This window comes from Mycobacterium triplex, assembly GCF_000689255.1.
GTDB lineage: Bacteria > Actinomycetota > Actinomycetes > Mycobacteriales > Mycobacteriaceae > Mycobacterium > Mycobacterium triplex.
This window is the reverse complement of the sequence record NZ_HG964446.1, coordinates 5,444,502-5,455,949: the sequence shown is the minus strand read 5'-3', so window position 1 is coordinate 5,455,949 and position 11,448 is coordinate 5,444,502. Positions and strand designations below refer to the sequence as shown.

12 protein-coding genes and 1 pseudogene are annotated in these 11,448 nt (G+C 67.8%); 7 read left to right on the top strand and 6 right to left on the bottom strand.

Annotated features, from left to right (window positions below; translation table 11 throughout):
* Window positions 1-23: 23 nt before the first annotated feature.
* The 3 genes from BN973_RS25180 to BN973_RS25170 all read left to right on the top strand — a co-directional run bounded on the left by BN973_RS25180 (window position 24) and on the right by BN973_RS25170 (window position 3,467).
* The gene (locus BN973_RS25180) at window positions 24-431 is read left to right on the top strand and encodes a cold-shock protein (RefSeq protein ID WP_036471432.1); all 408 of its coding nucleotides are present in this window, start codon (window positions 24-26) and stop codon (window positions 429-431) included.
* Window positions 432-498: 67 nt separating this feature from the next.
* On the top strand, window positions 499-2,454 hold the full coding sequence (locus BN973_RS25175; protein WP_036471431.1) for an acyl-CoA dehydrogenase family protein: 1,956 nt from the start codon (window positions 499-501) through the stop codon (window positions 2,452-2,454).
* Between the two features lie 14 nt (window positions 2,455-2,468).
* Window positions 2,469-3,467, top strand: coding sequence for a glutathione S-transferase family protein (locus BN973_RS25170; protein ID WP_036471430.1), 999 nt, complete (start codon window positions 2,469-2,471; stop codon window positions 3,465-3,467).
* A gap of 79 nt (window positions 3,468-3,546) precedes the next feature.
* Here the strand turns inward: BN973_RS25170 and BN973_RS25165 are convergent, their stop codons facing one another.
* Both BN973_RS25165 and BN973_RS25160 read right to left on the bottom strand, forming a co-directional pair.
* A complete protein-coding gene (locus BN973_RS25165; protein ID WP_036471429.1) occupies window positions 3,547-4,035 on the bottom strand; it encodes a DUF2771 domain-containing protein in 489 nt (162 codons plus the stop codon).
* Entirely contained in the window at window positions 4,032-5,678 is a 1,647-nt protein-coding gene (locus BN973_RS25160) for an MFS transporter (RefSeq protein WP_036471428.1), read from the bottom strand. Before BN973_RS25160 ends, BN973_RS25165 begins: the two co-directional genes overlap by 4 nt.
* Before the next feature lie 152 nt (window positions 5,679-5,830).
* On the opposite strand from BN973_RS25160, the pseudogene BN973_RS25155 reads away from it, so the two are divergent.
* Window positions 5,831-6,607, top strand: a pseudogene (locus BN973_RS25155) (DUF3027 domain-containing protein); the annotation flags it as partial.
* Window positions 6,608-6,816: 209 nt separating this feature from the next.
* Here BN973_RS25155 and BN973_RS25150 read toward each other — a convergent pair.
* Window positions 6,817-7,272, bottom strand: coding sequence for an SRPBCC family protein (locus BN973_RS25150; RefSeq protein WP_036471426.1), 456 nt, complete (start codon window positions 7,270-7,272; stop codon window positions 6,817-6,819).
* A gap of 18 nt (window positions 7,273-7,290) precedes the next feature.
* Window positions 7,291-7,566, bottom strand: a complete 276-nt coding sequence (locus BN973_RS25145; protein ID WP_036471425.1) for a DUF2530 domain-containing protein — start codon at window positions 7,564-7,566, stop codon at window positions 7,291-7,293.
* A gap of 130 nt (window positions 7,567-7,696) precedes the next feature.
* Here BN973_RS25145 and BN973_RS25140 point away from each other — a divergent pair, with 130 nt between their 5' ends.
* Genes BN973_RS25140 through BN973_RS25130 form a run of 3 tightly spaced genes read left to right on the top strand, consistent with a single transcriptional unit; the run spans window position 7,697 to window position 9,233 of the window.
* Complete coding sequence (locus BN973_RS25140; protein ID WP_025736610.1) at window positions 7,697-8,128, top strand: Rv0880 family HTH-type transcriptional regulator; 432 nt, start codon at window positions 7,697-7,699, stop codon at window positions 8,126-8,128.
* Entirely contained in the window at window positions 8,125-8,949 is an 825-nt protein-coding gene (locus tag BN973_RS25135; RefSeq protein WP_036471424.1) for a TrmH family RNA methyltransferase, read from the top strand. Before BN973_RS25140 ends, BN973_RS25135 begins: the two co-directional genes overlap by 4 nt.
* Window positions 8,946-9,233, top strand: coding sequence for a DUF2537 domain-containing protein (locus BN973_RS25130; RefSeq protein ID WP_036471423.1), 288 nt, complete (start codon window positions 8,946-8,948; stop codon window positions 9,231-9,233). The genes BN973_RS25135 and BN973_RS25130 overlap by 4 nt, the downstream gene beginning before the upstream one ends.
* On the opposite strand, the gene sepH is transcribed toward BN973_RS25130, so the two are convergent.
* Together sepH and serC are read right to left on the bottom strand one after the other, a co-directional pair.
* Window positions 9,234-10,007, bottom strand: a complete 774-nt coding sequence (gene sepH, locus BN973_RS25125) for a septation protein SepH (protein ID WP_036471422.1) — start codon at window positions 10,005-10,007, stop codon at window positions 9,234-9,236.
* A 123-nt stretch (window positions 10,008-10,130) separates the two neighbouring features.
* Window positions 10,131-11,255: a phosphoserine transaminase gene (serC, locus tag BN973_RS25120; protein WP_407067543.1), complete on the bottom strand. Its 1,125-nt coding sequence runs from the start codon at window positions 11,253-11,255 to the stop codon at window positions 10,131-10,133.
* Window positions 11,256-11,448 lie beyond the last annotated feature (193 nt).

Genomic DNA, 11,448 nt, shown 5'->3' with positions numbered 1-11,448 from the left:
CGTCAGACAAGCAGGTGAGACCAGTGCCGACCGGCAAGGTTAAGTGGTACGACGCCGAAAAAGGGTTCGGCTTCCTATCGCAGGAAGACGGCGAGGACGTCTATGTCCGCTCGTCGGCGTTGCCCGAGGGCGTTGAGGGGCTGAAGACAGGGCAGAAGGTGGAATTCGGCTTGGCTTCCGGCCGGCGCGGACCGCAGGCGTTGAGTCTCAAGCTGATCGACCCACCGCCCAGCCTTGCCAAGACGCGGCGCGAGGCACCTGTCGAGCACAAGCACAACCCGGACGAGCTGCACGGCATGGTCGAGGACATGATCACCCTGCTGGAGAGCACCGTGCAGCCCGAGCTGCGCAAGGGGCGCTACCCCGACCGCAAGGTCGCCCGTCGCGTTTCCGAGGTGGTCAAGGCCGTGGCCCGGGAGCTCGACGCCTAACACCCGAGTACCGCGTCCCAGTTTGGGTACTCACTCCTCGCGACAGTCGTGTAGCGAGGAGGCTGCGATGGCACAGCAGGCGCAGGTCACCGAGGAGCAAGCGAGAGCGCTCGCCGAAGAGTCCCGCGAAAGTGGTTGGGATAAACCGTCCTTCGCCAAGGAGTTGTTCCTCGGCCATTTTCCGTTGGAGCTGATACACCCGTTCCCCAAACCGTCGGATGCCGACGAAGCACGTACCCGGGAGTTTCTCGCCCGGGTGCGCGAATTCCTGAACACCGTCGACGGCGGGTTGATCGAGCGCGATGCGCAAATTCCCGACGAATACGTCAAGGGATTAGCCGAATTGGGCTGTTTCGGCATGAAGATCCCGTCCGAATACGGCGGGCTGAACATGTCGCAAGTCGCCTATAACCGGGCACTGATGATGATCTCGTCGGTTCATCCCAGCCTGGGTGCGTTGTTGTCGGCACATCAATCGATCGGGGTGCCCGAGCCGCTGAAGCTTGCCGGCACCGACGAGCAGAAGCGGAAGTTCTTGCCGCGCTGTGCCGCCGGTGCGATTTCGGCCTTTCTGCTCACCGAGCCGGACGTGGGGTCGGACCCCGCGCGGCTGGCCTGCACGGCGACGCCGGTCGACGGCGGGCGGGCCTACGAACTCGAGGGCGTCAAGTTGTGGACCACCAACGGCGTGGTCGCCGAACTGCTCGTGGTGATGGCCCGGGTACCCAAGAGCGACGGGCACCGCGGCGGCATCAGCGCCTTCGTGGTCGAGGCCGATTCGCCCGGCATCACCGTGGAGCGACGCAACAAGTTCATGGGCCTGCGCGGCATCGAGAACGGTGTGACGCGGCTGCACGCCGTCCGGGTGCCCAGCGAGAACCTGATCGGCCGCGAAGGCGACGGCCTGAAGATCGCATTGACCACGCTGAACGCCGGACGGTTGTCGATCCCCGCGAATGCGACGGGATCGTCGAAGTGGGCGTTGAAGATCGCCCGCGAATGGTCCGGCGAGCGAGTGCAGTGGGGCAAGCCGCTGGCCAAACACGAAGCGGTGGCCCGCAAGATCTCCTTCATCGCCGCCACCAACTACGCGCTGGATGCGGTGCTGGAACTGTCCGGCCAGATGGCCGACGAAGGGCGCAACGACATCCGCATCGAGGCGGCGCTGGCCAAACTGTGGTCCAGCGAAATGGCTTGCCTCATCGCCGATGAGCTTGTGCAGATCCGCGGCGGCCGTGGCTATGAAACTTCCGAGTCGCTGGCCGCGCGCGGGGAGCGCGCGGTGCCGGCCGAGCAGGCGGTGCGCGATCTGCGGATCAACCGCATCTTCGAAGGGTCCAGCGAGATCATGCGGCTGCTGATCGCCCGCGAGGCCGTCGATGCCCACTTGAGTGCGGCCGGTGACCTCGCCAAACCCGACACGGGGTTGCGGGAGAAGGCCGCCGCGGCGGTCGGGGCCAGCGGCTTCTACGCAAAGTGGTTGCCGCAGCTAGTTTTTGGTGAAGGGCAGCGGCCCAGGGCATACAGCGAATTCGGTCCGCTGGCGGCGCACCTGCGGTTCGTCGAACGCTCCACCCGCAAGCTGGCCCGCAACACCTTCTACGGGATGGCGCGCTGGCAGGCCAAGCTCGAGCAAAAGCAGGGGTTCTTGGGGCGGATCGTCGACATCGGCGCCGAGCTGTTCGCGATGTCGGCGGCGTGCGTGCGCGCCGAAGGACAACGCGTCGCGGATCCCGAACTGGGACAACAGGCTTACGAGCTGGCCGAAGCCTTCTGCCAGCAAGCGACCTTGCGGGTCGACGCGCTGTTCGACGGGCTGTGGACCAACACCGACACCAGCGATGTGCAGCTCACCCACGAGGTACTGGAGGGGCGGTACCGCTGGCTGGAAGACGGGATCGTCGACCAGTCGGAGGGCACCGGGCCGTGGATCGCGCACTGGGAAGCGGGCGAGTCGACCGAGGCCAATTTGGCTCGACGATTTCTGACCGCGTCCGCGTCGACGGGCTCGATTGCCAAGTAGCAGAATTGTCTCCCATGGCCACCTACGTTGCCGGTGCCGGCGAATTCACCCGCGACACCAATTACATCACCACCCGCATCACCGCCGACGGCCGCGACGGCTATCCCGTCGAAGCGGGCCGGTACCGGTTGGTCGTCGCACGTGCCTGCCCGTGGGCAAACCGCGCCATCATCGTCCGACGCTTGCTGGGCCTGGAAGATGTTCTCTCCATTGGGTTTTGCGGACCCACCCACGACGAGCGCAGCTGGACGTTCGACCTCGACCCGGGTGGCGTGGACCCGGTCCTGAAGATCCCGCGGCTACAAGACGCCTACTTCAAGCGCTTCCCGGACTACCCCAAGGGGATCACCGTCCCGGCGATCGTCGACGTTCCGACCGGTGCCGTCGTCACCAACGACTTCGCGCAGATGACGCTGGACCTGTCCACCGAGTGGACCGCGTATCACCGCGATGGCGCGCCCGAGCTGTACCCCGAGCGGCTGCGCGACGAGATCGACGAGGTCGGCAAGCGGATCTACACCGAGATCAACAACGGGGTGTACCGCTGCGGCTTCGCGGGCTCGCAGGACGCCTACGACGCCGCCTACGACCGGCTGTTCACCGCACTGGATTGGGTGAGTGATCGCCTGGCCGACCAGCGATACCTGGTGGGCGACACCATCACTGAGGCCGACGTGCGACTGTTCACCACGCTGGCCCGGTTCGACCCGGTGTACCACGGTCACTTCAAATGCAACCGAAGCAAGCTGTCCGAGATGCCGGTGCTGTGGGCATACGCGCGGGATCTGTTCCAGACGCCCGGCTTCGGTGACACGGTCGACTTCGCGCAGATCAAGCAGCACTACTACATCGTGCATGCCGACATCAACCCGACCCGTATCGTGCCCAAGGGCCCGGATTTGAGCGGCTGGCTTACCGACCACGGCCGGGAAGCCTTGGGGGGCAGGCCTTTCGGCGACGGCACGCCGCCCGGGCCGCCGGTCGAGGGCGAGCGAGTGCCGGCTCTCTCGTGACGCCGAACGTCGACTTGTCGGGCGAATTCAGCCCGTTTTGGCCCAGCAACTCCACATTCGGCCTATGACAGCGGGAAGGTTAAAACGCGAGCCGCACCGACCATTCCGCGTGTGGGACGTCGCGCAGCTCGCCCGACGGGTCGACCACCAAAGTCAGTAGCTGCACTACTATTCCGGTCAGCCGCCCGCGTTGCGGGTCGACCGTGGGGATTGTGACCGCCAGCCGGGTGCCGGGCCGGAACATGCTGGTCGCGGTGTTGGCGGGATCCTGGTAAACCTGCAGCAACCGCCACGGTGCGCGCGAAATCGCCTCGGGTACAGACAGTTGCACCGGATGGCTGCCGCTGACTCGCAGGTCGCCCTGCGCCCGCGGTTGCTGACAGTCATCGAGGTTGAGCGGGTTGCAATAGAGGTAGGGCCCCACCCGGACCGAGTGCCCGTGCGAATACGCGCTGATCTCCGGTCGCTGCGGACCGGAATCGCGCAGCAGCCACCACGTGCCGACCCCGGCACCCCCGGCCAGCAGCACGACCACGACCGCAAGCGCAACGGCCACACCACGTTTCACTTCGGCACCGCGGAGGTCATGCCGCTGTCGCGGGGCGTGCCTTCCTGCTCGACCATCACCGGCCGGTTACCTCCGAGGCCCGGAATCAGCGAGTTGCCTCGGAAGCTGACGATCGTCTGTGCCAGCCCCAGGATCAAGATCGCACTGATGGCCGTGAAGCCTACCCACAGCTCGGTGTAGACCATCACCCCCACTGCGCCACCCAGCACCCAGGCCAGCTGCAGCGTCGACTCCGAGCGCCCGAATCCCGACGCCCGGGATTCTTCGGGCAGGTCGTCTTGCAGGGATGCGTCCAGCGACGACTTGCCGATGGCACTGGCGGCGGAGGTGATCAGCGTGGCGATGGCGGCCGCCATCAGGGTGCCGGCCACCGCGGCGGCCAGGGCGACCGCGCACACCGCCACGGTGCAGCGCACCACCAGCACGGCGGGCCTGCCCAGCTTCAGCCGTGCGCTGGTGAAGTTGCCGACGAAGTTACCGATCCCGGCCGCGGCGCCGATGATGCCCAGCATTGCCAGCTGCTCCCACCCGTTGGCTTGATGCGACTTCGCGACGAACGCCGGATACAGAAAAAGGAACCCGACCATCACCTTGATCGTGCAGTTTCCCCAAAGCGAGGTAATGATGTTGCGGCCCAACGGCTGTCGGAGTGCCCCGCTGAATTCTTTGTGCCAGCTGCGCCGCAGTGGCTCGCTGTCCTGGCGATAGCTCAGGGTGGCGGGGACTTCGCCGGCGGTCACCTCGACCCAGCGCGGTATCCGCATTGACAGCATCGCGCCGGCGATTGTGACCGCGACGACGACGAACAGCGCTCCGGGCAGCTGCAACAGGTTTGTCCCGGCGTATTCGACGCCGCCCGCGATCGCGCCGCCGGCGATCGTGCCACCGAGCAGACCGAACATTGTCAGCCGGGCGTTGACCCGCACCAGGTCGATGGTCGGCGGCATGACCCGCGGTGTCACCGCGCTGCGCAGCACGCTGAAAGATTTCGAGAACACCATCATCGCCAGCGCGCACGGATAAAGCACCCACGACGGGAAACTGCCGCTGGCGCCGTCGTAGTTCATGATCAGCAGCACCGCCAGCGCGGTGCGCAGCGCGAACGACAGCGCCAGCGCGACGCGGCGGCCGTGCTGCAAACGGTCCAGCGCGGGACCGATGAGCGGTGCGATCACCGCGAACGGCGCGATCGTAATCAACAGGTACAGCGCGACTTTGGACTTGCTCTCCCCGCTGGCCGCAGCAAAGAACAGCGTGTTCGCCAGCGCAACGGCCATCGCCGAGTCGACCGCGGAGTTCGCCACCACCGGCCACGTCAGCGCCGTGAGGCCGGACTTGTCGGCGCCGTCGGCGGTGGCCGCCCGCTGGACCATCCAGTACATTCGGGAGCCCATCTCGCGGCTGCGCATCGCGGCGGCGCGGGTGACGGTGATCCGTTCACCGGGGGAGGCGCGGCGCGGCGGCGGGTCGTCGCGGGCCGGTTCTTGCCGCCGGCCCAGCGGCGGCAGGTAGCGGTTGGCGCTGGGCGGCGGTGGTGGGCGGCGCGAGCGTCGATAGTCCGCGTCGTCGGTGGGGTAATTGGCCATGCCCGGGTGCTGATTCGTCGACCCATTGCGGGTCCGGCGGCCAGGGTTGCTGGCCACTCGGCCCGGATCATCACGCCGCCGTCCAGACACAAATCAATTCTGTCTTATACCGGGGGGCAACCGGGCGTGGCTCGCCAACTTATACCGAGGGGCGACCCGGTGCATCTCGCCCACCTAGTATTGGAGACGCGATGCATGGAGAAGACAGCGTGACCGGGCTCACCGAGCAGTCCGCCGTGGCAACCGTGGCCGAGTGGCCCGAAGGGTTGGCGGCGGTGCTTCGGGGCGCCGTCGACCAGGCCAGGGCGGCCGTCGAGGAGTTCAGCGGTCCCGACGCGGTCGGGGATTACCTGGGCGTCAGTTACGAAGACCCGAACGCCGCCACCCACCGCTTCCTGGCTCACCTGCCCGGCTACAGCGGGTGGCAGTGGGCCGCCGTCGTCGCGGCCTACCCCGGCGCCGACCAGGCAACGATCAGCGAGGTTGTGTTGGTTCCTGGGCCGACGTCGCTGCTGGCGCCCGACTGGGTGCCCTGGGATCGGCGGGTGCGGCAAGGGGATTTGAGCCCCGGCGATCTGCTGCCCCCGGCGGCCAACGACGAGCGGCTGGTTCCCGGCTTCATGTCCAGCGGCGACCCGCAAGTCGACGAGACCGCCGCCGAAGTCGGGCTGGGCCGGCGCTGGGTGATGGGTCTGTGGGGCCGGGCCGACGCTGCCGAGCGGTGGCACACCGGGGACTACGGTCCCGACTCGGCGATGGCGCGGTCCACCAAGCGGGTGTGCCGCGACTGCGGCTTCTTCCTGCCGCTGGCCGGATCGCTGGGCGCCATGTTCGGGGTGTGCGGCAACGAACTTTCCGCCGACGGGCACATCGTCGACAAGCAATACGGCTGCGGCGCACATTCCGACACACCGGCCCCGGTGGGCAGCGGCTCGCCGGCGTTCGAGCCCTACGACGACGGCGTCCTCGACGTCATGGAGCCGCCCGACCCTCCGGCCGAGACGGCCGGGGCGCCGCAAGAGGTGTCCGAGCCGCCCGAGGCTGTGGCCGAGACATCGGAGGTGCCGGAGGCTGTAACCGACACGGCCGACACGGTCGACACGGCCGACACGGCCGACACGGTCGACACGGCCGAACCGCCGCAGCGCCCCGAAACCGCCTCGGAACCAGCGGAATCCGTGACTGACTCGCCCGACTAGCTCTTCTCGGCGGCGGACTTGATCCTCGCTAGCGAGGCGTTCATGCCCTCGAGCAACTCGCGTTCGAAGTTCGCCGTCCCACCCAGGAACGCGTTGATCGACAAGGTCGAGTACGCGCTGAGGCCGTTTTCGGCGTGCCGGCTCTCGACCACGCGGGTCCCATTCCCGTGGGGCTCGAGCTCATAGGTCCAGATCGTCCGGTTGGTGTCGACCCGGAACGCCAGCTTCTGCTCCGGAATGACCTCGACGACCGTGGCCGTGGTCGGCCACAACAAGCCCAAGCGCCGGTTCAGGTTCAGCGTGCGGGTGCCGGGACGCAGCGGTCCGAACGACTTCATCCAGCGACACTGCGGACTCCACTCGGGCATCCGCCGGAAATCGGAGATCAACGCCCAGACCGTCGCGGCCGGCGCGTCGATGTCGATGTGCGCTTGTAGTAGCGGGGCTACCATCGTTCCTCCCGACAGAAGCTATTTAGGGTCGAGAAAGGTTTCCAGGCCCGTCTGCGCACCTCGCTCGCCCCGGCGGGCACCGGCAAGTTGCAGCAAGAAGATGGTCGTGCCGACCACGCCGGTTCCTAGTCCGGCCAGCGCAATTGGACGCCAACTCTCCAGGGCGGGAACGAGAAACGCGGCGGCCACAGCGATCAGCCAGCCCACGGCGCCGATTGTGATGAACGGCCACACCTGCAGCAGCACGGGTGGCAGCGGTGGCGGCTCGGGACTCGGACCAGGCTCGGCGCTCATCGCGATCAATCTAACCCGCAACCGATGTTGCCAAGGCGCGGGCTGCGGCGGCCGTCCCAGCGAATGCGTCCTAGGCCACCGTTCGACGTTTCTCAGCCCGAATTCTGCAGTTCCGATGTAACCTCGCGCCATGCCTGACAGCGATGCGCGGCTGGCGGCCGACCTGTCGTTGGCGGTTATGCGGTTGGCGCGCCAACTGCGGTTCCGGAATCCGTCCTCCCCGGTGTCGCTTTCGCAGCTGTCGGCATTGACGACGCTGGCCAACGAGGGCGCGATGACGCCCGGCGCCCTGGCGATTCGCGAACGCGTCCGGCCCCCGTCGATGACGCGGGTGATCGCCTCGCTCGCCGACGAGGGATTCGTGGACCGCACCCCACACCCCGTCGACGGCCGGCAGGTCTTGGTCTCGGTCTCCGAGTCCGGCGCCGAATTGGTCAAAGCGGCCCGGCGCGCTCGCCAGGAATGGCTGGCCGAGCAGCTCGCGACGATGGACCAGGACAAACGCGCCACCCTTCGCGAGGCCGCCGACTTGATGCTGGCGCTGGTCGACGAAAGCCCGTGAGCCCGGGCCTGGATGTCCAGGACGTCAACGATCCCGACGACCCGCGGCTCGACGATTTCCGCGACCTCAACAGCATCGACCGGCGTCCGGATCTGCCCACCGGCAAGGGCCTGGTGATCGCCGAGGGTGTGCTGGTCGTCCAACGCATGCTGGCGTCCCGGTTCACCCCGCACGCGCTGCTGGGCACCGAGCGCCGCCTCGATGAACTCAAAGACGACCTGATAGGCGCCGGGGCCCCGTTCTACCGAACATCGGCCGACGTGATGGCGCGGGTGGTCGGCTTCCATCTCAACCGCGGGGTGCTGGCCGCCGCGCGACGGGTGCTCGAGCCGTCCGTCGAGCAGCTGGTCGAGGGCGCGCGGACCATCGCCGTGCTCGAAGGCGTCAACGACCACGAGAACCTGGGCTCGATCTTCCGCAACGCGGCGGGCCTGGGTGTGGACGCGGTCGTCTTCGGCAGCGGGTGCGCCGATCCGCTCTACCGCCGCGCCGTTCGGGTGTCGATGGGGCACGCGCTGCTGGTGCCGTATGCCCGCTCGGCGAACTGGCCCGCCGATCTCGGGATGCTGAGGGCACGCGGATTCCGGCTGCTGGCGATGACCCCGGACGCCGAGGCTTGCGCGCTGGCCGAGGCGATGGCGGCCGCGCGCGACGACCGGGTCGCGGTGCTGGTCGGCGCCGAGGGCCCGGGTCTGACGCCGGCCACCCTGAGGCATAGCGACCTGCGCGTACGCATCCCGATGTCGCGCGGCACGGACTCGCTCAACGTCGCGACCGCCGCGGCGTTGGCGTTCTACGAGCGGGCTAGGCTCGGCGAATGAGCGACAAATTCAGCCAGCGCACCCAGTCTGTGCCCTGGGCAACGGGTTTGACGGTCGCTGGGTTTGTCGCCGCGGTGACCGGCGTCGCGATCGTGGTGCTCAGCCTCGGGCTGGTCCGGGTGCATCCACTGTTGGCTGTTGGGCTCAATGTGGTGGCCGCCGGCGGACTGGCGCCGACACTGTGGGGCTGGCGGCGCACCCCGGTGCTGCGCTGGTTCGTGCTCGGTGCGGGAGTGGGCGTGACGATCGCGTGGCTGGCGCTGCTCGCGCTCACGCTCTCGTAGTCAGCGCTGTCCGCCCGAGCGCACCCCGAGCAACACGTCCTCCCAGGCCGGAATGACCGGCTTGCCGCGGCGGCTGTGCACCGGCGGATCAGGGGTCGCAGCGGGTGCGACCGGCTCCGCGGCCGCCGCTGGCGCGGGTTCGTCGAACTCGACGTGGGCCACCGGCGCGAGCGGTCGCAGCGGACGCTCGAAGTCCGGGTCGATCAGCTCGCTGGCCGCATCGTCGGCCGCGGTGACCGTTCCGCCGTGGGCTCCCGGAATGAAGAAGAAATGCGCCAGGTTGTCGGAGCGACCGACCTTCCAGGCCAGCTGCACGGTCCAGCGGTTGTCCTCGTTGCGCCACGCGTCCCAGCTGAGCCCGCTTGGGTTCAGGCCGCGGGTGACCATCGCGGCGGACACGGTCTCCAGCAGTGTCATCACCGCGGGGCCGTCGGCGAGCATCGGATGCGCGGCGGTTGCCAGCTCGGCGGCGCGGTAGCGCTCCAGCAACACCGGGTGGGCGAACCGGCGAACCCGGGAGAGGTCTGAGCCCGACGCCGCGGCCACCTGCTCGACGGAGGCGCCGGCCCGGATCTTCGCCTGAATCTCCTTGGGGCTCAGCATGTTGGTGACTTCCATGTCGAGGTGCGGTTGCTCGGGCGGCGCCACCTCGCCACGCAGCAGGTCACGCAGCCGATCGTCGGCCGCCAGCTTGAACCGATCGTCGGGGCCGTCGCCCTCGCAGATGATGTATTTGCTGTCGGCGTCGAGCCCAACCAATTTGAGTTCCCGCATGGCTTCTCCTCGCAGGCTTTGTGCAGGTCAGCGACGACCCGTCACTGTGCCGCACTCTAGTCCAGCTAACGCCCACAACCTGTGCTGACACGCTGGGCGGTTTGCGCGCCGATGGCCGGCGGGTTAAAGCCGTTCGACGACCCAGTCGACGCACTGTGTCAATGCGCTGACGTCGTCGGGGTCGACCGCGGGGAACATCGCGATCCTCAACTGGTTGCGGCCGAGCTTGCGGTACGGCTCGGTGTCGACGATCCCGTTCGCCCGCAAAATCTTGGCGACCGCCGCGGCGTCGACCTCGTCGACGAAATCGATCGTGCCCACCACCTGCGAGCGCAGCGCCGGGTCGGTGACGAACGGTGTGGTGTACGACCGCTCCTGCGCCCACGAGTACAGCCGCTGCGACGAGTCGGCCGTCCGCTTGACCGCCCAGTCCAGTCCGCCGTTGCCCAGCATCCAGTCGAGCTGCTCGGCCATCAGCGCCAGTGTGCCGATCGCGGGGGTGTTGTAGGTCTGATCCTTGAGGCTGTTCTCGATAGCGATCGGCAGCGACAGGAAGTCGGGAACCCAGCGACCGGAGCCGGCTATGGCCTCGACGCGGGCCAGCGCCGCGGGGCTCATGATGGCCAGCCACAGTCCGCCGTCGCTGGCGAAGTTCTTCTGCGGCGAGAAGTAATAGGCATCGGTGTCGGTGATGTCGACCGGGAGCCCGCCGGCCCCGGACGTCGCGTCGATGGCGACCAGCGCGTCGCCCGAGCCGGCCGGGCGCCGGATCGGGACCGCGACGCCGGTCGACGTCTCGTTGTGCGCCCACGCGATCAAGTCGACCGACGGGTCGGTCTGCGGCTCGGGTGCGCTGCCGGCGTCGGCCTTGACGACGATCGGGTCCCCGACGAAGGGGTTGTTGGCGACCGCCGAGGCGAACTTCGAGCTGAACTCGCCATAGGTCAGGTGCAGCGAGCGCTTGTCGATCAGCCCGAACGCGGCCGAATCCCAAAACGCCGTCGCGCCCCCGTTGCCCAAAATGACTTCGTACCCGTCGGGCACGGAGAAAAGCTCCGCCACCCCCTTGCGCACCCGGCCCACCAGATTCTTGACCGGCGCCTGCCGGTGCGAGGTGCCGAACAGCGCGGCCGCGGTGGTGGTCAGCGCCTGTAATTGCTCGGGTCGGACCTTGGAGGGGCCACAGCCGAAGCGGCCGTCACGGGGTTTGAGGTCAGCGGGAATCTGGAGCTGGTCAGCCATGCACATCAGGGTAGTGAGCCGACCCGTGACGGCGCCGGGGCGGGCTGTTTGTTCCGCCCCGCCGGCGGCTACATACAGATGACAACGACCGCTCGGTGTGATGCGGACCACATGCCAGTGCTGACCACTGGTCAGGCAACAGTGGTTGCCAAGCCTCTGGCCAGTTCCCAGTACCTGCGGTACTGTTTGGACATACAAC